Here is a 22026-nt window from a genome sequence, read left to right as displayed (position 1 = left end):
ATTGGGCTCTTTACCCTGTTTTGCAGTCAAGTTGTCGAGGCTGAGGCGCGGTCGCCATTCAAGTTACCGCCAATGCCAGCCTCGCCAGCTGTCCTCCAGCCTTCATCAGATGCGACAGATTACGCCTTGCATACCGTGGCCGTGTGCGATTTTAACTTTTGCGACAGCGGCCCTAAGGTGGGTCAATATTGCGAAACCGATGCTGATTGCGACGACAGTCCAGCGGCTAACAGCGATGGCAACCTAACCGCATCGGCGTCAGTCAGTGAGCCGGTGGCCCTGAGCAGCAGTGCAGACTCAGCAGGAGAAGCCGTCGACCTGTTTGACTTTACTCTGAGTGATGGCGGCGGCGGTGATGGCTTGGCCTTGGAAATTACTCAAATCGTGTTGCAAACCAGCGGCTCGGCGGACTTCTCCAAGGTGGTGTGGCGTTTAAACGGTAACGATGTCAGCAACGCGTCTGGGGTTTACAGTGCAGGGGCCAATACCCTGACCTTCAGTGGTCTTAATATCTCGGTGGCCGATGGAGGAAGCGAGGTCTATACACTTAGCGGCTACTTTAGTGACAGCAGCGGCCTGACCGAAGGTCAAACTTTGGTGCTGAGTGTTGATGGAGATACCCACCTGAGCGTCGGTTCCGGAGGCACTCAGATGGGCAGCACTTCTGCGGTAGCCAATGGGGCAGGCACCGAGGTTGAGATCTCCGCAACCCAGCTAGTATGGGTGACTCAACCTGCAGGGGTCACCTCAGGTAGCGCCATGACCACTCAACCTGTTGTACGTGCTCAAGATGACGCAGGAAACCTTGATAATGACTTCAGTGAAATTGTCAGCCTGAGCACCTCGGCCCCTGGGAGCCTGAGCAACAACAGTGTGGCCGCGGTCAGTGGCACGGCGACATTTACTGCATTGAGTTACACAGCAACGGCCGATCAGCAAACCGTTGTGTTGAGCGCCAATGATCAGGATGACGTTGGCAGTAATCTGCCCAGCGCCGATGCCAACAGCGTGACTGCCGATGTGGTTGCGACTCAGTTGGTGTTTGATGTGCAGCCCGCGCCATTATTGGTAAACAGCGGTGAGGCTGTGTCCTTGACCACGGTGCCTGTGGTGTCGGCGAGAGATGCCAATAACCTGGTGGATACCGGATACAGCACGGCGATTACACTTTCTGAGGTCAACGGGGCTGGAACGGCTCAACTGTCGGCAACCGGTGACAGCGACGGCGATGCGGCCACAGTATCGATTGCCCCTGCTTCTGGAGTCGCAACCTTCACAGGGATGACCCTGAATTACAGTGCCAGTGGCGCGACCGAAACATTCAATCTGCAAGCCAGTTCCGGTGGCTTAGCTACGGTGACCAGCAGTCAGCTTACCGGTTTGGTGGCCGATACGGACGGCACCCTCACTGCGGCGGCTGGCGTTAGTGAGCCACAACCCCTGAACTTCTCTGTTGACACCAGTGGTGAAGCGATTGATTTATTTGATTTTACTATCAGTGATGGTGGCAGCGCCGATGGTTTGCCATTGCTGGTTTCTCAACTGAATATCAATGTAAGTGGTACCAGTACCGACGCCGAGCGCGCCGCTGTGACCTGGCGTTTGAGTGGTCCGGATGTCAGTGAGCAGAGCGGCAGTTACAACCCGGCGACAGATACCATCAGTTTTTCAGGACTGAGCATCAGTGTGGCCGATGGGGCCAGCGAGACCTATGTGATCGATGGGTTTCTTACCAGCATCAGCATTAATCACAACGCCTCTGTCATCCTCTCTGTGGATGGGGATGCTGACCTGACGGTGGGGGAAAGCGGTTCTCAAATGGCCTCGACCACACCGGTTACCAATGGCAGCGGGACTCTGCTTGTTGACGACATTGCTCCCGTTGTCAGTTCGGTATCAGTACCTGGCAATGCTACCTACGGAATAGGGACAAACCTGGACTTTGTGGTCAATGTCGATAGCACGCTGAATGTCATTGGCTCGCCGAGGTTGGTGCTTACCCTTGGTACCGAAACTCGATACGCCGATTACCTCAGTGGCGATGCCAGCTCAATAATCACCTTCCGCTATGTGGTTCAAGCCGGAGATCTTGATGGGGACGGCATCGCCCTTGGCACCAGTTTGGATGTCAATGGCGGCAGCCTCAAAGATGCGGCAGGGAATGATTTGAACATAACCCTGAATAGCGTCGGCAGTTTATCGGCAGTGTTGGTGGATGGCGTAGTGCCAACGCTCAATGAAGTGACAGCGGTGACCACACCTACGCCTGACTCAACCCCTACGGCCGTAGTCAGCGGTTCTGAAGCAGGTACCCTGACCGTTGGCGGCAGTTGCGGCAGTGGTGAGGAAGGGGCAGTCACCAGCGGTAACATCACCATTACTCTCAGTCAGCCGGATAATGCGACCCCTTTGAGTGACGGCAGTTACGCCGATTGCTCTGTGACTCTCACGGATTCGGCGGGTAATGCGAGTAGTGCGCTGACCTTAAGTGAGTTCACGGTTGACACTACCGCTCCGACGGGGCACAGCGTGGCCTTTCTTCAGGATCCGGTTAATGGGAGCAATCAGCTACAGATAGGTTTTCAGTTCGCTGGCGCTGAATCGGGAGCCGATTTCAATTACAGCATCAGTAGTGATGCCGGCGGCACGGATATCACTGGCAACGGCTCTCTTTCCACCAGTAGTGACCGTGTGGAGCTCATTGATGTCAGCGGCCTGCCAGATGGGACCTTGACTCTTGCTGTCGTGGTGTCGGATCAGGCAGGCAACACAGCTTCCGCAGTATCCGATACCGCAGACAAAGACACAGTGGCAAGTCTTGCATCCGTCTCCATTGATGCAGACATCAACGCCAGTAATCAGGGAGGCTTTGCCTTTACTCTATCTGGCGCCGAGTCTGGAACCCTGAGTTACCAGATCAGCTCCAGTGGAGGTGGCACTCCGTTGATGGCTTCGGGCTTGAATGTGGCCGCGGCCAATGCTCAGTTTGGCAGCATCGATGTCAGCAGTTTGGCGGATGGTACTTTGACACTGTCTGTAGAGTTGACCGATGCCGCCGGTAATCTTGTTGGTCCCGTCACGGATACCGCCAACAAAGATGCGTTGGGCCCTCAGGTGACCTCTGTGTCTCTGAGTAGCGGCACCTTGAAGGCGGGCGACAGCATCGAGGTGCGGGCTGCGCTGGATGACGTCATCTTGCTTTCCGGCACCAACAGTGTTGCCCGCCTGACTCTGGGCAGCGTTAGCCGAACGGCCGAACTGGTGTCCGGCCACAACAGCAACGAACTGGTGTTCAGCTATCAGGTTCAAAGTGGCGACAATGACGACGACGGGGTGACGGTCACCGCCATAGATACCCAGGGGGATACCGCCGAGGACGGCAACGGCAACCCGGCGCAGCTGAGTTTCTCAGCGGTGACCGAAACCGGTTTGATGGTGGACACCCTGGCCCCGGCAGCGCCTTCTGCGGCGCAAAGCGCCCAGACCCTGAACGCCGACACCCTGACCCTGTCTCAGCAGGGCTATTCAGAGAATGGGGTGCAGATTCTGCTGCTGACCGATGCCAACGGTGACGGCATTGCCGATAGCGATGCGGCGCTGGCCACGGCCACCGTGGTGGCCGGTGACTGGTCCCTGGAGGCCACCCTGAGTCAGGATGGGGAAAACCATTTCGTGTTGCGGGCCCAGGATGAGGTGGGCAATTACAGCGACGCCGCCATCGGCAGTTTCCTGGAGGACTCCACCGTCCCCGTGTCGCCTGTGTTGGTGTCACCCGTTGAAGACACCTATCAGATCACTACGGCGCTGACTCTGAGCGGCTCTCACAGTGAGGATGGCGTCCGGGTACTGTTGTTGGCCGATGCCGACAACAATGGGGTGGCCGACAACGAGACGGCTCTGGAGACGGCCACGGTCAGCGGTGGCAGCTGGCAGTTTGCCCTGACACTGGCGGACAACAGTGCCACCCATCTGGTGGCGGTGGCCGAGGATGACGCCGGTAACCGCTCGGCTCCCGTGGCGCTGCCGACTCTGGTGCACGACTCCATCGCCCCGGTAGCGCAGATGGAGGCGCAGCTGACCAATGACAACACCCCCTCTCTGACTGGCACCCTGGTGGAAGCGGGGGGCATGGAAAGCATGAGCATCCGCCTGCTGCATTCCGATGGCGGTGTTTATGGTCCTTTTACCCCAAATACCCTGAGTGACAGCGCCTGGAGCCTGGCCGCCACTGCCGACAACCTGGAGGACGGCAGCTACAACGTTGAGCTGACCCTGGAGGACAAAGCGGGCAACACCAAGGTGGAGAGCCTGGATGCGCAACTGGTGGTCGACACCCAGGCGCCTGAGCAGTATGGGGTCACCATTGAGCAGCAGCGAATCCATGCGTACAACCAGGGGGCGATGAGCTTCCTGCTGGAGGGCGGAAGCGCCGGCGAGCAGTACGCCTATAGCATTGAAGACGGGCAGGGCGGCACTGTCTCCGCCAGTGGCGCGCTGGCGCAAACGGATCAGGTCTTTGCCGACATCGATGTGTCCGCCTTGTCACAAGGCACGCTGACCCTCACCTTCATCCTGACCGATGAGGCCGGCAACCAGGGGGAGGGAGCCACGGACGAGGTACTGAAACAGTACAACCTGGCGCCTCAGCTCTCCGGCACTCCGGCGGTGAGCGTGGAGGAGGACAGCGCCTACAGCTTCAGCCCTGGGCTCAGCGATGACGACAGCTTCGACAGCCACAGCTTCAGCATCAGTGGCCTGCCAGCGTGGGCCAGCTTCGATGTGGCCAGCGGTCGGCTGTGGGGGACGCCCACCAATGAGCACGTGGGCAGTCATGGCGGCATCACCATCACAGTGGCCGATGCCGCCGGTGCCAGCGCCAGCATCGGTCCCTTCACCATTACCGTGGTCAACAGCAACGATGCCCCCATGGTGGCGGGTTTGACCCTGACTACCGAAGAGGACACGGCACTGACCCTGAACCTGCCCCAGGTGGACCAGGAGGGGGACAGCCTGAGCTACCGCCTGGACGCAGAGCCCAGTGAGGGGCGGCTGAGTGAAAACGGTGGGTCGTGGCACTACACCCCGAATCAGGACTTCAATGGCCAGGACAGCCTGCAGTTGGTCGCTTCCGACGGCGAACTGGAGTCCGACGCCTTCACGGTTACCATTGAGGTTACTCCGGTGAATGATACACCGGTGGCGGTGGACGACACCTTCGCCGTGGCTGCCAATGAGCAGGGTCGCTATCCCCTGCTGGTGCTGGAGAACGACAGCGACGTGGATGGGGATCCCCTGACTCTGGTCAGTGCCCAGTCCAGCTTGGGGCAAGTGACCATTGAAACCCAGCTGCTGACTCTGGATCTGGAGCCGGGATTCGGTGGCGAAGTGGTGCTGAGCTACCTGGTGGCCGATGAGGAGGGCGAGACTGCCAATGCCACCGTGGCTCTGAGCGTCGGCGACGGCGAACTGGAGGGCCTGCCCGAACTGACGCCGCCGGAGCCGGTGGAGGTCAATGCCGACGCCCTGTTTACCCGGGTCGACCTGGGGGTGGCCAAGGCGGTGGATGCCTCCGGCGAACCCCTGCCGGTCAGTCTGGTTCAGGGGGAACCCTTGCTGCGCCCAGGGGGGCATCAGGTCTATTGGCAGACCCAGGATGGGCAGGGCAACAGCGCCACCGCCAGTCAACTGGTGAAGGTGCACCCCATGGTCAATCTGCACAAGGACCAGAGTGCTGCGGAGGGCCGTGAGGTGACCATTGCCCTGAGTCTCAATGGCGATGCGGTGACCTATCCGCTGGAACTGCCTTTTACCCTGTCCGGCACCGCCGAGCAGGGAGTGGATTATCAGCTGGAGACCGACCGCTTCGTGGTGACCTCAGGGCGTTACGCCGAGGTGACTCTGACCATCCTCGCCGATGAGCAGTCGGAGCAGGATGAGACGGTCGAGCTGACTCTGGATTCGGCACTGAACCTGGGGCACAAGGGGCGCTTCATCTTGACCATCAGCGACGGCAACCTAGCGCCACAGCTGGCGTTGAGCGCCACTCAGTCCTCAGAGAACCGTACCCTGATTGCCCAGGATGCCGGTCCTGTGGTGATACAGGCATCGGCTGAGGACCCCAACCCTCAGGACTCTCTGACCCTGACCTGGGAGAGCGGAGAGTTGGTGGATCAGGACAGTGACCCTGCCAGCTTTACCCTGGACCCTCAGTCGATGGCCCCGGGTGACTATCGCCTCGAGGTGACCGTCTCTGACGGTGAACTCAGCACCCGGGAGGGGCTGACCCTGCAACTGGTGTCTTCACTGGCTCCATTGGGTGAGGAGGACAGCGACGGCGACCTGCTGCCCGACAGCCACGAGGGGTATGGCGACAGCGACAACGACGGCATCCCAGATTACCTGGACGCACTGGAACAGTGTCATCTGCAGCCCGAAGAGCTTCAGGTTCAGCAGCAGTACCTGTTTGAAGGAGAGGAGGGGGTGTGCCTGCGGACAGGCATCCTGGCCAGCGAAGGTCAGCGCCGCAGCGTCTGGGTGGATAAACAGGATCCCCTGCCGGAGGATGAAGGCTATCTGGCCGAGGGGGGCACCTTCGACTTCATTGCCGAAGGCCTTCCCGAAGCCGGGCAGAGCTATCGCCTGGTGTTGCCTCAGCGAGCGCCCATCCCTGCGGGTGCCATCTATCGCAAATACTCGCCACAGCTCGGCTGGTATCAGTTTGTGGAACAGCAGGGGGACGCCATTCACAGTGCTCCCGGCGAGCCCGGTTACTGTCCGCCTCCCGGGGCGCCCCAGTGGCAAACTGGCCTGCGTGAAGGCGCCTGGTGTGTGCAGCTGACCATCAGTGACGGTGGTCCCAATGACGCCGATGGCCGGGTGGATGGCAACATCCATGATCCTGGCGGAGTGGCTGTGTCGGTCAATGGCAACAGCTCGCCCTCGGTGGTGACTCAACTGGCGACCCTGCAGAGGGACTCACTGACCCGGTTTGACCCCCTGTCGAAGGCGCAAGACCCGGATGGGGATGCCCTGGAGATGGTGTGGGCCCTGGCCGACCTTGGTCAGGTGAGTGTCGAGTCCGATGGAGCCCTGGTGTATCGGCCACCAGTTGGATATCTGGGGGATGACCGTATCCGCTTCCTCATCAGCGACGGCCGCGGGGGGTCGACCCAAGGCAGCATCGAGCTGACCCTGGTGGCCAACGGTGCGCCGGTGGCTTTGGCGGATTACCTGGAGAGTGACGATCTCACCGAAATCGTGGTGGATGTGCTGGCCAATGACAGTGACCCGGATGGAGATCTGTTGTTGCTCGAGTGGGTGGAGGCCCAGGTGGGGCAGGCCAGCATTACGGATGACAACCGCCTGCGTTATCGGCCCAAGCCAGGCTATGAGGGAGAAGACAGAGTGACCTATCAGGTAAGAGATCCCCTGGGGGCGACCGCCCAGAGCCAACTGGTGCTCACCCTGAACGCCAATGAGGAGCTCAAGGTGTCCGAAAGCAGTGGTGGTGCTCTGGGGTGGGGAGCCTTGATGGCGCTTCTTGCGCTGATGTTCAGGCGCGGAATCTGGGTCGCCATGCTGCTGCCCTTGGCCGCTCAGGCCCAGTGGCGGGTTCACCTGCAAGGCGGTTACAGCCAGGGAGACTCGGACAGTGGCGCCATACGTCAGAGCCTGGAGCAGGCGGGGGTGACCCTGAGTCAGTTGTCGGTGGATGACACCGCCGTCAGTTGGGGTGTCGGGTTGGGCTATGATCTGACGCCTCGTTGGCAGGTGCGCATGGATTATCAGGATCTGGGCGACTACGAACTCAACTACGTCGGCACCGCCCTGGATCCTGACGAGGCACTAAAGGCGGCAGCGGGCAGTGGCCCTAAATCCGCTCAGGGAGTGGCCCTGGGGGTTCACTATCACTGGCCCCTTGGAACCCATTGGGGGCTGGCCCTGGGAGGCGGCGGCTGGTATTGGGAGGGTGAGTCGGTCAGTCAGAGCCAGCGTAAGCGGTACCGTGTCGATGCCGACGGCACAGACTGGTTCGGCGAGGTCGGGGTCAGCTATCGGCTTCAGCAGCAGTGGCAACTCAGCGGCGGCTGGCAACATTTCGAACTGGACAGCGACCGGATAGGCAACGGTTTTGTGCGCCTGGAGTATCGTTTCTGATGACTCAGGTGGTGAACGCGCTGAAACTGGGCGAGTTTGACGCCGGGCCGATCCAATCTGAGCTGGAGGGCCTGACAGGCTCCTCCCTGTGGTGGGCTCACGTGAACCGTTCGGCCTATGTGGGAAGCTGGCAGGCCCTGGCTCTGACCGCCCCGCAGGAACACAGCCACAGCCACCCGTTGCTGCAGCTGTTCTCCATCGAGGAGAGTGACGTCTGGGTTGAGCTGGCGGTGTTAGACCGGTTGCCTGCCACCCGGGCGCTTCTGGCCTCCCTGCCTGGAGAGCGGCGCTCGGCCAGGTTGATGGCGCTGGAGCCCGGTGCCCATATTCTGCCCCACCGGGATGCCGGCGTATGCATCGAGCAGGGGCAGGCCAGGCTTCAGCTGTGCGTGGCGCTTCCCCGGGGCCTGAGTTTTGATGTGGCCGGCGAGACTCTGCCCATGCAACAGGGGGAGATCTGGTACATCAACGCCGATGCCCCCCATCAGGTGAGCCATCAAGGCACAGAACGGCGCCTGTCTCTGGTGGTGGATATGAATGTCACCCCTGAGTTCAGGCGCTGGGTTGAGCTCAGCGCTCCTTGAGTTCAGGCCACAGTGAGGGGAAGCCCCAGCCATCCTCTCCCGGCGTAACTCCCTCTCCGGTCAGGTACTCATACAGGGTCGGCGCCAGCGAACCGTTGATGGCAGTGGGCACCTGGGTGTTCGCCTTCACCGGCGTGCCCCAGAACCCGAGGAAGGCGTCCTTCTCCAGGTAGTGCTCGCCCGCATGGCGCCCGGGCACCAGGGTGTTGTAGCCCACCCCTTCGGCGGGGAACAGGTTGATGGTGCCGGCCCTGTCCTCATCGTAGAGGTGGGCCAGCTGATTGACCGAATCTGGTCTTGGGGTCAGCCGGGTCAGCTGCCGCCACTGACCGCTGGTACACCACTGTTTGGGGTCGGCCACTGGGGCATCCAGACAGGCGGTCAACAGCCGCGCTTTCTCCTGTTGGTGCGCCCGATCCAGCGGGGCTTCCCAGGGATTGGACTCCGTCAATTGCAGCAGTACCGGCGTGGTTGTGGCGTCGGCACTGCGATAATGCAGCCTGTCGCCATGACGTTGAATCAGCTCGTCCCGGCGCTGTCCGTCTCTGTGGGCCACCAGCCTCAGGGTGCACATCTCGGTGGTGCAGGGGGTCTCCCTCACCGCCAGGTAGTCCAGGCTGGAAGCCAGCCGGGTGGTCAGCTCCTCAATAAGGTCCACCTTGCTGCCATCCGGCGCCTGATTGGGTTGCCACTGAGTCAGCTCCCGATACAGGGGCTGGGTCTGCCAGCCGCTGTGGGAGTTGAACAGGTCCAGCATAAAGTTGCCGCCGGCGGTGGAGGCGATCACCAGATCCAGGCCATGATTGCTGGGGAAATGATGGGCATTGGTGATCTTGGGGCCCTCCCCCTCATCCGAGGAGATTTTTCGGATGGTCAGGGGGTAGCCCAGCTCTTGCTGCAGCGGTTCAAGGGCCTGTTCCTGGGGATTGACCGCCCAATAGATGGGCGTCAGGCCGTGATCCCCCGCCATGCCCCACAGGGTGCGTTGATTGATGCCGGCCTGTTGGTAGTAACCGTCGTACTCGCTCAGCCAGTAGTCCAGGCGGTTCAGCTCGCCGGTGGGGGCGATGATCTCGTCACTGAAGGGCCCCTTGAAGTGGGCGAAATGATCCGGCCAGGGGTTGTAGATCAGCAGGTAGTCCGGCATCCCCTGTTCGGATAGCTGCGCCAACTGCTCAATCTTCTGCTCCAGGTGACGCTTCTGCGAGGCCTTGCTCAGGGGCAGCAGCCAACTGGTGGCCTGATAGTCGGCAATCAGACTCAGCAGCTCGGTTCGGGCCGACTGCAACCTGGGATGCACCTTGGCCCGTCGGGCCAGCTCTCCGGCACAGCGGCGCTCGCCAAAGTCCCGCACCACTTCACCCAGGCCCAGATTGACCAGGGCGTCATAACCCACCTGGCTGTTCCAGTCGTACTGAGCGTTGCAGCTCATGGTTTTCAGATGATCAAGACGGTCAAACATGGTCTTGGCGCCGCGCTGTTCGAACAGGCGCTCCAGCTGCAGGGCGTCGTTGCCGTAAAAGTAGTAGGCGCGGTCCTGGCCCCTGTCCACAAAGTGAAAATTGGGGATGCCGGTACCGCCACTGCCGGCGACATCGGCGCCGGTTTTGATAATGGGCAGGTTGCGCACACTGATGGTGGGCGTGGTGGACACCCCGTGCTGGACTATCCCCTGAGGCTGGGCGTAGAGGGTCTTGAAAAAGGGCAGGTAGTGTTCATCCTGCTGTGGCGTTTCCACCAGCTGGGTCAGGTAGGTGATCTGCTGCTGATGCTCAGGTTGGGCGCTTTTTTCCCCTTTGGGATTCAGATTGTCCTTGTTGTTGTGCATTGCCAGGGCCTGGCTTAGGAAGGGGCTGCCCTTCGGGGCGACCAGGGCGGCCATCAGTCCCTGCTGTAAGCCATCCACGGTCACCTGTACCGCAAAGCGGCGCTGGTCCCGGCTACTGAGGTAATCCACCAGGGCCTTGGGGTCCTCATCCAGCTGGCGGATCATCCAGTTGGCCTGCGCCTCGGCCCGGCTCTCCTCCCAGACAAACTGGCGATAGCTCTTCAGCACGTTGTAGCGAACGAAGTCGATCAGGGTGATGGTGATCGCTTCCGCCTTGTTATTCACCTTACCCGCCTGCTCCGGCGCATTATCGGCGATGATCTCCCTGACGGCGTTCTTGAACTCCCCGGGCTCCATGCCCGCTTCCACAGGTTCCAACAGGCCAATCACCAGAGGCTGAATGCGGGCAATCAGGGCCTTGTCTTTCTCTGTTTCGCCCAGGTAGCGGTAGTGGTCCGGCAGGTGACGCCCCAGTACCCACTCATCGTTGTTGAACAGGGCATCGTACAGAGACACCAGGGTGGCGATGAACTGATCGTCGATAAGAGATTTGGAGTCGGCTTCATGGCCATCAGAAGCAGGGGCCTCCAGAGTGAACAGGGAGTGCTGGTAGCCAGTCAGCTGGTGGTGTGAATAGTGCTTCAGCAGGTGCTGTTTGAACTGGTCCTCGCCGTCGTAGTCGCCGTAGCGCTCCTTAAACATGTAGAGGAAGTGGCCCAACTGGATGGCGTACATGGGATTGGCTAGTCGCTTGATTACCCGGCTTTTGGTGGCCCCGTCCAGTGGCAGGGTCAGGATGTAGGCATCCAATGTAGTGCCGCCGATGGTAAACAGGGCGGCGTCCCGGGAGGCGGTCACCGCCAGGGTGCCGGCGCTCAGGATCTCCTCTTTCAGCACCTTGGTGGCGTGATAGGCCCCGCCCAGGCCGGGGATCTGACTGACTGGGTTGGCGGCCACAGATGCACTGAGCATCAGGGACGCGATAAGCGCCGGCTTCATGAAAACATCCTGATTTCTTCGAGAGATAGCTCCAAAGAGTACCCAAAGACGCGGTCGGTGTCATGGGCTAGTCCTTTTGCCGAAACCAGGCCGGATTACGCCCAAACGGGGGATGCCGTTGTTATCAAGGGGGACGTTATCCTCGGGTCAGATTGGGCTGAGTTGGAGGAAGAGATGCGCAGAAGAACTCTGATTCTCGGCCTGTTGTTGTGGTTGCTGCCCGCACCGGCGTTGACTGCTGAGATTGAGCTGGACGGACTGTTGATAGACCGTACCGTCACCCGCTTTGGCCGGGACTTTCTCTACTACTACGCTGGTTATTGGCGTGATCTGCCCGGCACCCAGGGGTTCACCGTGACCGTCCATGAAACGGTCTACCCTCAGGCGGGCACCAAGCTGTGGATCACCGTCAACCAGGAGCAGGTGTACATCACCTACTTCGGTCGTCGCTACAACAACATCAAAGAGCGGGCCGACGACGCCATGCGCACCACCATAGATCATGTGGCGCGGGTCAAGGCCAACATCATTTTGGGACAGAAGGATGAGCCCTGGTAGGGCTTGTTCTGGGGAGGCTCCATGAGAAAAGTTATCTTGCTGCTGGCGGTCAGTCTGCCGGCCACGGCGACCCAGTTGACCTATCAACCCATCAACCCCAGCTTCGGCGGCAATCCGCTCAACGGCTCCTTCCTGCTCGGCAAGGCTCAATCACAAAACGACCACACCAAGTCCTATGAAGAGGCGAGCTTCGTTGAGCAGTTTCAGGATGCCTTGGAGCGCAACCTGCTCTATAGCCTCACCAGTGACATTACCCAAGGTGACTTTACCGCTGGCACCTACAACACTGGCGAGTATGTCATCGACGTCCGGGATGATGACCCCAACAACATCCATGTGCTGATTACCGACCTGGCTACCGGCGAGATCACTGAGATCGTGCTGCCTAAGTTGAGCTACTGATGAAACGTATCCTGATTCTGGCCGGCATGCTGATGCTCAGCGGCTGTGCGGCCATCGGTAAGCCTGAGCTTTTCGTCGAACCTGCCCGCATCGATCCGGTGAGCGAAGCGATGCTCCAGCTTCAGCAGGATCCTGCGCCGGAGTACCCGATTCCGGTGGCGGTGTACGCGTTCCGGGACCAGACCGGCCAGTACAAGCCTCAGGCCAACGTCAGTTCCTTCTCCACGGCGGTCACCCAGGGTGCCACCTCCATGTTGGTTCAGACTCTGCTCGACAGCGCCTGGTTTGACCCCGTGGAGCGGGAGGGGCTGCAGAACTTGCTGACTGAGCGCAAGATCATTCGTCAGCGCCTGGGAGAGCAGGCCGATGCCATGGGCACCCTGGCCGACGCCAGACTGCTGTTTGAAGGGGGCATCACCGCCTACGATACCGACATCGAGACCGGCGGCATCGGTATGGAGTACTACGGCATTGGCGCCTCTGAGCTTTACCGAAAAGACCAGGTTACCCTTTATCTTCGCGCCGTAGACGTGATGACAGGTAAGGTGCTGATCTCCGTCTCCTCCACCAAGCAGATCTTCTCCCAGGAGCTGCGGGCGGGTTTCTTCCGTTATGTCAGCCTGAACCGACTGGCGGAAGCGGAAGGCGGATACAGCACCAATGAGCCGGTGCAGTTGTGTGTGCGCCAGGCAATGGAGGCGGCGGTGATCGCCATCATAGAGAAGGGCATAACAAAAGGTTATTGGAGTGCGGGATAGTGTCCCCAAACCGCACGACGGCCACTTCGGTGGCCGTTTTTTTATGCCTGGCCCTCGCCTCGCGTATTGCCTCTCTTTATCGATGGGGGGACTAGTCCCATCGCCCTGATTAGCCCCAATGTTCTAGCCTGAGTTAAGTCAATTTAAATCCTTAATAATCAATGGTTAAGGCTTTTCTATTTATGCCTGTATGGGTGATTCCGCCACCCAGGCTCTGCCCCATAAGATGAACTTGCCTGTGATAACAGGGGAACGGCATGAAGCACTTACTCACCTTGCTCTTGATGGTATGGCTACCGGCCCAGGCGCTGGAATTGTCTCTGCCGCTGCAGAGGCTGATTGAGCAGCCCACCGTGGCCCAACTGATGGAGCAGACCATAGGAAATGCCGTCGTTGTCCGCCAACAGGGGATCGCCAATGAAGCGCAGCTGATGCAGGGCGGTGGTCAAGCCAATCTGGTGGTGCTCACCCAGCAGGGGTGGATGCAGAAAGCCAGCGTCAGTCAACAGGGCACAGGCAATACCGCCCTGATGGCTCAGGAAGGCAGCCACAACCAGGCCAGCATTGCCCAGCAGGGGCAGGGAAACCTGGCGATCACCCATCAGGCGACAGACAACAGTGCCATCGGCATTAACCAGGTGGGGCACTACAACCGGGCGGTAGTGAATGACTACTCCCGAGGCGGTGACTCGCTCTCACGGCAAATTAATCAAACCGGCAATTTTCGCACGGTAACAATCAACCACTATTGAAGTGGTGAAGGAGTAGATGATGAAACGTGGATTCAACTTATCAGTCATTACCCTGGCCCTGTTGGGCGTCGGCTTTTGCGCCAACGCGGCAGATGAAGTGAAAGTCGAGCAAAATGGCGTGGAAAACAACGTCGAGTATCGTAGCTGGGGCGACAACGATGCCCTGTTCCGTCAAAAAGGTGAAGGCAACGTCATCCTTGGTGCAGACGTACGCTCAGCCATGAACACGATGAATTACAAGCAAAATGGTCAGAATAACACCATCACTCAAGCTAATTTTGAAGGTGGCGGAGAACATGATCTCAAGATGGAGCAGAAGGGCCATGACAACGCCATCGACTTTAACCTGGATCGGGGTAAGGTAGATGGCACTGGCTACAACATGCGCCTGAGTCAGGACAGTGCTCCCGGTGCAGGTCATCTGTTGAAGATGGAATTGGACGGTGACTACGAGCGGGCCGACATCAGCCAAACCTCAGGGGATGGCGACAATCCAGTAGGCCATGAGATTGAGCTGGATACCATCCAAAGCAGCCATAACACCTACAACATGAAGCAGTACGGCGCCGAAAACCGTATTGGCTATTACGGTATGCAGGCCAATGAAAACACCCTGATGGTGGATCAGCATGGTCGTGAAAACCAGGCGGACGCCGCACTCTACTCCGTTAGGGACAGCAAGGTGAAGATGGACCAGGATGGCCAGCGCAACGTTATGGATCTGACCATGAAGGGCAATGGCGAGGCGATGAACGCCAACGTCAACCTGGCCCAGCACGGCAAGGACAACCTGATGAAGTCCAAAGTTGAGCGAGCCAAAACCTCCACCGTTCGGGCAGCCCAAGAAGGCAATGCCAACCAACTGGACAGCCAGGTTCGCTGGGTCGACAACAGCAATGTTAATACCGAGCAGCATGGTAAGGAGAACTTCATCGAGTCTCGTGTAACCTGGTCCGATACCGCCAAGATGAAGGCCACTCAAGAGGGTAATGGCAACCGCCTGGATAGCACCATGATCTTGGTATCAGAGAGCGAAATGGTCACCGAGCAGCATGGAAAGGAAAACCGCATAGCTGCTAATGTCGTGGGTACAGATACAGCCAAGGTTAATGCCAAGCAGGAAGGTAATGGTAACTGGATGAACGGCCAAGTTGGTGGTGTGTATGACAGCACCCTCAAGACCGAGCAGCACGGTAAGAGCAATGGCATCAACGCTTGGGTGAATGTCGCTGAGTCCAGCAAGGTGGTCGCCAAGCAACATGGTGAAGGCAACTACACTGCCTCCAATGTTTTTTGGGTGAAAGAGAGCAAGATCAAGACTGAGCAGCATGGCCAGTATAACCAGGCCTACCTGGGGCTGGTGGGCATCAACTTTGAAGATGCCAAGGTGGAAGTCGACCAGAAGGGCGAGAGTAATATACTGAGCGCTGCCGCAACCAATGCCATTAGCTCTAGCATGGCGTTTGAGCAGAAGGGGCAGAGCAACCTAATTATTACCACTGTTAACGGCATTCAGGACAGTAAGCTCAATGCCAAGCAGAAGGGCGAGCAGAACTACACCAATCTGTACGTGTATGGCCAGGGTGAAAGCCTGAAATTTAATTCAGAGCAGCGTGGCTATATGAACCAACTGGACGCCAAAGTTACCGATGTCGACAACGCCAAGATTAAGACTTTCCAGAAGGGTGAACAGAACAGCGCCTTGCTGAATCTCAATGGCAGAGATAAGGGAGCCGATGTGGACTTGGCCCAACGAGGCAGTCTGAACGCCATTAACTTGCTGTCCACTTCAGCTGACCTGCTGGCTGAGTTTGACCAGAAAGGTCAAAGTAACTGGATCGACATCGAAACCAACTCCGGTGTGGTCGGCAATGAGCTGGATATATCTCAGAGCGGCACTGGCAATAAGCTGTCTGGTGACCAGAAGTCCGGTGGTAACAAGCTGACTTCCACTCAGAAGGGTGAAGGCAACGTCATCACCTTCCGTCAGACCTCTTACGGAAACGTCGCTGACTTCGCGCAACAGGGCACAGGCAATGTCATCTCCATCAGTCAATTCTGATTGCCTTGTTCCCTGAAGTTTGCCCCCGCTCTCGGGCGGGGGCTTTTTATTGCTGAGTCGAGGCCAGTTTTCCAACCAGCTCTGCGCGGGTATGGGTTTCGGTCTTGCGGAAGACGGAGGCGAGATGTGCCTTTACCGTGTATTCGCTGATGAACAACTGGCGGGCGATCTCCTTGTTGCTGGAGCCCAGTGCCACCAGGCGAACGATGCCAATCTCTCTTTCGGTCAGCTTGTCCAGGTTGCGACCGTCGGATGGGGTTTGGTGCTGCTGGTGCTCCTTTATCAGCTCACTCAGCGCTTGTTCCATATGAATCCGTTTAAACCACAGGTTGCCTTGCAGCATGGTTTGGATACCGGTAAGGGATTGATCCAGCTTGCTGCCATGGTAGAGCACGCCGCGCAAGCCATGGTGGATCAGGTTGATGGGGTTGTAGTGAAGCTCGCTGGCGTCATAGATGGCGACCAGGTGATGGTCCAGCAGGTTCTCCAGCCACCCTGGCAGGCTGCCATTGATTTTGGGCAGTAACTGGGCGGCCACCAGAAACAGAATGGGATCGCTGCACTGGCCGTAGACGGCAAGTTCTTGCTCCCTGGTGAGCTCCACTACCTGACATTCCAGCCCCTGGCACAAAGCAGGCAGGGGCGACTGCAATTTATCCGGTCGATAAAAACAGATGCACTTTACGGGTTTTTCCATGGCAACTCCTTTGCACCAAATATGCATGAAATCACAGGGCCGAGTTACAACTCTATAACACCCATTGGCGGAGTCGTTGACGAGGGTCAATAATTTGAAAATGGATACTTACATTCAATATTTGTTATCTTGGCTTGGGAGTTTGCCTGTTGTGCATGTCATTGATTTTGAGCGATTTGCTGAAACTGAAATAACGAATTTTATTTGAGTGGTTATATTCGTTAAAGCATCTTTTCTTTCATGGGCTTATTGAATCTATAACTTTTTTTGTTATTTAACTTTATTCAGTCAAATCAGTTTTGCCGGAAAAATAGAGCTTTCTTATTACAAAGTAATAGATCACCAGGTTGATGGTCAGTGCGGTCAGGCCAAACAGCATTTGCAAATCCAGAGTCAGGCCTTGAGGGTAGATAATTGGTAGCACATAGTGCTCAATGAAGCCGCCACTGTAACCCTGTTCACCGGCGGCGGTGCGCAGGAAGTTCTCCAGGGGCGTCAAGGGGCAGATCCACCCCATAAACCCGACGACAATGGCCCAGATGGCGGCCGGCAGGTGCAGCCAGAGTATCCAACGTTGCCTCAGCCCCAGCAGGGCGCCAAACAGGGCGAACAGGATAAAGGTCAGGTGAATCAGCAGTACGGCGTCCGCCGCCAGATGATAGATCATCATTACTGTCCGTGAGTTAACATCCCCACCATCCTACTGTCGCTGTCCAGAGTTTGTACACCGTTCATTGCTGGCTATGTGACTTCATTGATGGCTCGATACCAATGGATTATTTCCTTCACCACGCATCCCTGATGCAGGGCGGGGCGTCCACCTATGACACCCGAGTCTGAACCGAGTTGTACTCTTTCCACTTTGAACTAGGGTTAAGGCTTCTTTGTCTCTCGACCGAGGTTGCCATGAGTATTCGCGTCGGAATTTCACAAAGGCCTCCTGCGTTACTGGACCTGCAAACCTCCATTGACCGCGCCCTGGAAACCATAGAGGAGGCGGCCACATCCGGAACTCGCCTGCTGTTGTTTCCCGAAGCTTACCTGCCCGGTTATCCCACCTGGATATGGCGCCTGCGCCCCGGCGGAGATATGGCTTTGGGTAACCGCATCCACAGTCAACTTCGGCAAAACTCGGTCAACATCGCCGCAGGAGACCTGGAACCCATCTGTAAGGCGGCTGCCAAGCACAACATGGTGGTGGTCATGGGGATGAACGAGTTGGATGCCGAGTTCAGTGGCTCAACCCTGTTCAACACCGTCGTCATTATCGATGCCGACGGCTCCCTGGTGAACCGCCACAGAAAGCTGATGCCCACCAATCCAGAGCGGATGGTGTGGGGCTGCGGTGATGCCAGTGGCCTTAAGGTGGTGCAGACTGCGGTTGGACGCATCGGCTGTCTTATCTGCTGGGAAAGTTACATGCCCCTGGCCCGCTTTGCCCTCTATGCCCAGGGCGTGGATATCTACCTGGCACCCACCTGGGATTGCGGCGAAACCTGGCACGCTTCGATGAATCACATCGCCAGAGAAGGGGGGTGCTGGGTGATGAGCACCGCCACTGCCATTGAGGGCAGGGATGTTCCGCAAGAGTTTCCCGAGCGCAGCCGGCTGTTCAAGGATGACGAGTGGATCAACAGTGGCGATGCGGTCATCGTCAAGCCTTTTGGCGGAGTGCATGCCGGGCCACTGCATCGGGAAAAGGGGGGGCTGTACGCCGAGATTGATATCCAGGCCGCCGCCGACTCTCGCAAGGCACTGGATGTCAGCGGCCATTACCATCGTCCAGACCTGTTTCATCTGGAGGTCGACAGACGAAGCCAGCCCGCGCTGTCTCTGCGGGACGACGATTAGGGCCTAATCGTCGCCGTTGACCGCTTGTTTCAGGGCGTGGCCATACTCTGGATAGAGTGACAGGGTGTTGTGACCGGCACCCTCGATCTTGCGGCTCCACTGCAGGTTGGGCCCCAGGGCATCCACCAGAGCCTGGGTTCGTTTCAGTGGAATCACTTCATCATCCCCGGCGATCACCACGTAGCTGGGGGCGTCAATCCGTGGGGCCAGCAGGTCCGAGCGATAGGGGTCTTTCATCAGCACAGACAGGGGAAACATCCAGTAGAGATCCCGGGCAACCGCCAGGGCACTGTCAAAGGGGGTGACCAGGACGACTCTGTCCACCGGCCTGTGTGCCGCCACCTGCACGGCCACGCCGGATCCCAGGCTGCGACCGACAACAGTGATTCTGGGGTGGGCCTGGCTCAATTCGTCAAACAGATAAAGAGCATCAGCGACAATGCCTTGTTCAGTTGGGGAGCCGTCGCTGTTGCCATAGCCACGGTAGGGGATCAGGTAGATGCTGTGGTGCGGAAACCACTGGCGGAACTGGTCCAAATTCTGCTCAATCTGCTCACCGTTACCGCCAAAGTAGAGTAGGGCGCTCTCCTGATCTGGATTGGCCTGCCAGCCGCGCAGGGTGATCCCCTGGTGGTCAAAACTGACCGCCTGGGCCCCTTTGATTGGCAGAGGCGGAGTCGGGAAATACTGCATCTTTCGCTGCAGCAGGAACAACCCCAGACAGAGCATCAGATATCCCAGCCCCAGATAGAGCACCAATTGCTTCATTGCGCAGCCTCCGTTTCCATACTGCCTCTACCTTAACAGACAGACGGCACCCCGAGGGAGAGGTCAGTCGGTATGCGCCTTGATCAGCGGCAGGATCTCCTTGAAGTGCTCATTCAGCGAGGTGGCCATCAGTTCATAGAGGCACATCTCCACTGTGGTGATGCCCGCACCCAGGTTCCGGCATTTGTCGATGGCCACCTGAGTATCCAGAGGATGCCGGGAGGAGATGGCGTCGATGATCACTTCCGCTTCGAATCCCGCATCCAGCAGCCCCATGGTGGTCTGATAGACACAGATGTGAGACTCAATGCCGCACACCAGCCATTGGCGGCGATCGGTATCCAGCAGGGTTTTCTCAATGGCTTCATGTTGAACGCCATTGAAGCTGGTCTTGCGCTTGGGCTCTTCAAACAGCTGCTGTTGCAACTCGTCCACCGTGGGGCCCAACCCCCTGGGGTACTGCTCCAGGGTGATAACCGGCATCTCCAGAATCTCCGCCGCCTGAATCATCAGTTTGGCGTTGGCGATGATCTTATCGCTGTCCACCACCTGGCGGGCCAGTGATCCCTGAATATCCACCACCAGTAATCCGCATCTCGATTGCTCCAACATTCTGGCCTCCTTCTATAAAAGTGGAGTTTCTTGTCCTAAGTATGGTTGCAATTGAGTGACCTGTCGGGTGGATAACTCTTTGCCAAGGAACTCACCACAAGAGTTGCAATACAATATTGAGAATCGTTATCATTTGCATTGGTTCAATTCATTAATCGGTTTGCTGTATCGAAACTGAGGGAAGCGTCTATGGATGCATTAGCTAGGCAGATACGCCGGGCCAGTGAGCCGGATAATCATGATCTCATTGAGTGCTGGCTGGGGCAGGAGCCCTGCCGCCACCTGAAACAGGCTTGCGGGCGCTGTGACTGCTGCCCGATGCAGCGCCAGAGACGCCACTATGAAGGCCAGTTTCGATTGCTTCTGGATACCGCCCTGGATGAGCTGCTGCCCAGCCACTGGCGGGAGGCCTGCCTCAACCAAATCTACCGGCCTCTGTTTCAGCTAAAGCGGCTGGCCAGCAGCGAGAAGGAGCGGCTGCACGTTCAGGCTTTGCAGCGGGAATTGACCATTACCACCCGCTTTTTCCAGCCAACCTTCTACGTTTATCAGAACTAGTGTGACACCACATAAGGAGAGCAGCATGGGGTCTACGCGCATCGAAAAAGACAGCATGGGAGAACTCCAGGTGCCGAAAGAGGCGCTCTATGGAGCTCAGACCCAACGAGCGGTGAACAACTTCCCTGTCAGTGGCCGGACTATGCCTGAGTCCTTCATCCGGGCGCTGCTCAAGGCCAAAGCGGCGGCCGCGCGGGCCAATGGCCAGCTGGGGCAGCTTCCGGAGCCGGTGGCCGACGCCATCGTTCAGGCCAGCAACGAGCTTCAGGGTGATAAGGAGTTGATGGCCCACTTTCCGGTGGACATCTTCCAGACCGGTTCTGGCACCAGCTCCAACATGAACGCCAACGAGGTGCTGGCCACCCTGGCCAGTCGCATCCTAGGGGAGGCGGTCAGCCCCAATGACCACATCAACTGTGCCCAGAGCAGCAACGACATCATCCCCTCCACCATTCACATCAGTGCCAGCATCGAGGTGAGCGACACCCTGTTGCCGGCCTTGCGACACCTGGTCGCAGAGATTCGCACCAAGGCGGTCAAGGTCGAGGGCTTTATCAAGACCGGGCGCACCCATCTGATGGACGCCATGCCGGTGAGCCTGGGACAAAGCCTGCTCAGTTGGGCCAGTCAACTGGAGCAGAATATCGAGCGGCTGGAGCAGGCCTTGCCGGCCATGCAAACCCTGGCTCAGGGGGGCACCGCCGTGGGCACCGGCATCAACGCCCATCCCGAGTTTGCTGCCCGTTTCTGTCAGGCGCTCAATGATGACACCGGCATGGCGTTTCGTCCGGCGGACAACTTCTTCAGTTACATCGGCTCCCAGGACGGGGCGGTGGCGCTCTCCGGTCAGTTGAAGGCCACCGCGGTATCCATCATGAAGATTGCAAACGATCTGCGCTGGATGAACTCAGGCCCCTTGGCGGGGCTGGGGGAAATTGAGCTGGAGGCGCTTCAGCCCGGCTCCTCCATCATGCCGGGTAAGGTCAACCCCGTGGTGCCGGAGGCGGCGGCCATGGCGGCGGCCCAGGTGATGGGCAATGACACCGCCATCACAGTCGGCGGGCAGTCTGGCAACTTCGAGCTCAATGTGATGTTGCCGATGATCGCCCACAACCTGCTGGAGAGCATCGGTTTGCTGGCCAGTGTCAGCGGGCTGCTGGCAGACAAAGCCATCGCCAGCTTCAAGGTCAATGAAGCCAAGCTTCAGGAGGCCCTGGCCAGAAACCCCATCCTGGTGACTGCCCTGAACCCCATCATCGGTTACCTCAAGGCCGCGGAGATTGCCAAGCTGGCCTACAAGGAGGGGCGTCCCATCATCGAGGTGGCCGCCGAGCACACCGATCTGTCCGTCGAGGAGCTGACCCAGCTGCTCGATCCCGCCAAGCTCACTCGCGGCGGCCTGTGAATCGAGTCCCGCCTGCGGGCGGGACTCATCCAAGA

The 22026-nt window shown here is 58.5% G+C and carries 15 protein-coding genes; 10 read left to right on the top strand and 5 right to left on the bottom strand.

Annotated elements, in window-relative coordinates; genetic code table 11:
- Positions 1-135 precede the first annotated feature (135 nt).
- Both QUE41_RS15795 and QUE41_RS15790 read left to right on the top strand, forming a co-directional pair.
- Positions 136-8157, top strand: a complete 8022-nt coding sequence (locus tag QUE41_RS15795; RefSeq protein ID WP_286342956.1) for an Ig-like domain-containing protein — start codon at positions 136-138, stop codon at positions 8155-8157.
- Entirely contained in the window at positions 8157-8741 is a 585-nt protein-coding gene (locus QUE41_RS15790) for an aspartyl/asparaginyl beta-hydroxylase domain-containing protein (RefSeq protein WP_286339961.1), read from the top strand. Before QUE41_RS15795 ends, QUE41_RS15790 begins: the two co-directional genes overlap by 1 nt.
- Here QUE41_RS15790 and QUE41_RS15785 read toward each other — a convergent pair.
- Positions 8728-11568 (bottom strand): alkaline phosphatase family protein, encoded by a 2841-nt coding sequence (locus QUE41_RS15785; RefSeq protein WP_286339960.1) that lies wholly within the window; start codon positions 11566-11568, stop codon positions 8728-8730. The genes QUE41_RS15790 and QUE41_RS15785 overlap by 14 nt on opposite strands.
- Before the next feature lie 174 nt (positions 11569-11742).
- On the opposite strand from QUE41_RS15785, the gene QUE41_RS15780 reads away from it, so the two are divergent.
- The 5 genes from QUE41_RS15780 (at position 11743) to QUE41_RS15760 (ending at position 16100) form a co-directional block, all read left to right on the top strand.
- Complete coding sequence (locus QUE41_RS15780; RefSeq protein ID WP_286339959.1) at positions 11743-12126, top strand: curli production assembly/transport protein CsgE; 384 nt, start codon at positions 11743-11745, stop codon at positions 12124-12126.
- Between the two features lie 21 nt (positions 12127-12147).
- On the top strand, positions 12148-12528 hold the full coding sequence (locus QUE41_RS15775) for a curli assembly protein CsgF (RefSeq protein WP_286339958.1): 381 nt from the start codon (positions 12148-12150) through the stop codon (positions 12526-12528).
- Positions 12528-13286, top strand: coding sequence for a CsgG/HfaB family protein (locus QUE41_RS15770; protein ID WP_286339957.1), 759 nt, complete (start codon positions 12528-12530; stop codon positions 13284-13286). The genes QUE41_RS15775 and QUE41_RS15770 overlap by 1 nt, the downstream gene beginning before the upstream one ends.
- Positions 13287-13543: 257 nt before the next feature.
- Positions 13544-14038 (top strand): hypothetical protein, encoded by a 495-nt coding sequence (locus QUE41_RS15765; RefSeq protein ID WP_286339956.1) that lies wholly within the window; start codon positions 13544-13546, stop codon positions 14036-14038.
- A 19-nt stretch (positions 14039-14057) separates the two neighbouring features.
- Positions 14058-16100 carry a hypothetical protein gene (locus tag QUE41_RS15760; RefSeq protein ID WP_286339955.1) on the top strand — a complete coding sequence of 681 codons (2043 nt, stop codon included), beginning with the start codon at positions 14058-14060 and terminating at the stop codon, positions 16098-16100.
- Between the two features lie 46 nt (positions 16101-16146).
- Here the strand turns inward: QUE41_RS15760 and QUE41_RS15755 are convergent, their stop codons facing one another.
- The gene (locus QUE41_RS15755) at positions 16147-16797 is read right to left on the bottom strand and encodes a helix-turn-helix domain-containing protein (protein WP_286339954.1); all 651 of its coding nucleotides are present in this window, start codon (positions 16795-16797) and stop codon (positions 16147-16149) included.
- A gap of 280 nt (positions 16798-17077) precedes the next feature.
- A complete protein-coding gene (locus QUE41_RS15750) occupies positions 17078-17467 on the bottom strand; it encodes a DUF2784 domain-containing protein (protein WP_286339953.1) in 390 nt (129 codons plus the stop codon).
- A 236-nt stretch (positions 17468-17703) separates the two neighbouring features.
- Here QUE41_RS15750 and QUE41_RS15745 point away from each other — a divergent pair, with 236 nt between their 5' ends.
- Positions 17704-18648 carry a carbon-nitrogen hydrolase family protein gene (locus QUE41_RS15745; protein ID WP_286339952.1) on the top strand — a complete coding sequence of 315 codons (945 nt, stop codon included), beginning with the start codon at positions 17704-17706 and terminating at the stop codon, positions 18646-18648.
- 3 nt (positions 18649-18651) lie between these two features.
- Here QUE41_RS15745 and QUE41_RS15740 read toward each other — a convergent pair whose 3' ends face one another.
- Both QUE41_RS15740 and QUE41_RS15735 read right to left on the bottom strand, forming a co-directional pair.
- Entirely contained in the window at positions 18652-19416 is a 765-nt protein-coding gene (locus QUE41_RS15740) for an alpha/beta hydrolase (RefSeq protein ID WP_286339951.1), read from the bottom strand.
- Positions 19417-19479: 63 nt separating this feature from the next.
- Positions 19480-20028, bottom strand: coding sequence for an isochorismatase family protein (locus QUE41_RS15735; protein WP_286339950.1), 549 nt, complete (start codon positions 20026-20028; stop codon positions 19480-19482).
- A gap of 189 nt (positions 20029-20217) precedes the next feature.
- On the opposite strand from QUE41_RS15735, the gene QUE41_RS15730 reads away from it, so the two are divergent.
- Positions 20218-20586, top strand: a complete 369-nt coding sequence (locus tag QUE41_RS15730) for a hypothetical protein (RefSeq protein ID WP_286339949.1) — start codon at positions 20218-20220, stop codon at positions 20584-20586.
- A gap of 25 nt (positions 20587-20611) precedes the next feature.
- Positions 20612-21991, top strand: a complete 1380-nt coding sequence (locus QUE41_RS15725) for a class II fumarate hydratase (RefSeq protein ID WP_286339948.1) — start codon at positions 20612-20614, stop codon at positions 21989-21991.
- The last annotated feature ends 35 nt before the right edge of the window (positions 21992-22026 follow it).

The sequence above is a fragment of the Ferrimonas sp. YFM genome (assembly GCF_030296015.1).
In the GTDB taxonomy this organism is placed as follows: Bacteria; Pseudomonadota; Gammaproteobacteria; order Enterobacterales; family Shewanellaceae; genus Ferrimonas.
The sequence above is the reverse complement of the archived record's forward strand: the minus strand, read 5'-3'. Positions and strand labels throughout refer to the sequence as shown.

Coding starts and splice junctions, on each gene's coding strand:
- QUE41_RS15730 (WP_286339949.1), top strand. CDS start 20,218: ATGGATGCATTAGCTAGGCAGATACGCCGGGCCAGTGAGCCGGATAAT.
- QUE41_RS15725 (WP_286339948.1), top strand. CDS start 20,612: ATGGGGTCTACGCGCATCGAAAAAGACAGCATGGGAGAACTCCAGGTG.
- QUE41_RS15745 (WP_286339952.1), top strand. CDS start 17,704: ATGAGTATTCGCGTCGGAATTTCACAAAGGCCTCCTGCGTTACTGGAC.
- QUE41_RS15775 (WP_286339958.1), top strand. CDS start 12,148: ATGAGAAAAGTTATCTTGCTGCTGGCGGTCAGTCTGCCGGCCACGGCG.
- QUE41_RS15785 (WP_286339960.1), bottom strand. CDS start 11,568: ATGAAGCCGGCGCTTATCGCGTCCCTGATGCTCAGTGCATCTGTGGCC.
- QUE41_RS15780 (WP_286339959.1), top strand. CDS start 11,743: ATGCGCAGAAGAACTCTGATTCTCGGCCTGTTGTTGTGGTTGCTGCCC.
- QUE41_RS15755 (WP_286339954.1), bottom strand. CDS start 16,797: ATGGAAAAACCCGTAAAGTGCATCTGTTTTTATCGACCGGATAAATTG.
- QUE41_RS15740 (WP_286339951.1), bottom strand. CDS start 19,416: ATGAAGCAATTGGTGCTCTATCTGGGGCTGGGATATCTGATGCTCTGT.
- QUE41_RS15735 (WP_286339950.1), bottom strand. CDS start 20,028: ATGTTGGAGCAATCGAGATGCGGATTACTGGTGGTGGATATTCAGGGA.
- QUE41_RS15750 (WP_286339953.1), bottom strand. CDS start 17,467: ATGATGATCTATCATCTGGCGGCGGACGCCGTACTGCTGATTCACCTG.
- QUE41_RS15790 (WP_286339961.1), top strand. CDS start 8,157: ATGACTCAGGTGGTGAACGCGCTGAAACTGGGCGAGTTTGACGCCGGG.
- QUE41_RS15765 (WP_286339956.1), top strand. CDS start 13,544: ATGAAGCACTTACTCACCTTGCTCTTGATGGTATGGCTACCGGCCCAG.
- QUE41_RS15770 (WP_286339957.1), top strand. CDS start 12,528: ATGAAACGTATCCTGATTCTGGCCGGCATGCTGATGCTCAGCGGCTGT.
- QUE41_RS15760 (WP_286339955.1), top strand. CDS start 14,058: ATGAAACGTGGATTCAACTTATCAGTCATTACCCTGGCCCTGTTGGGC.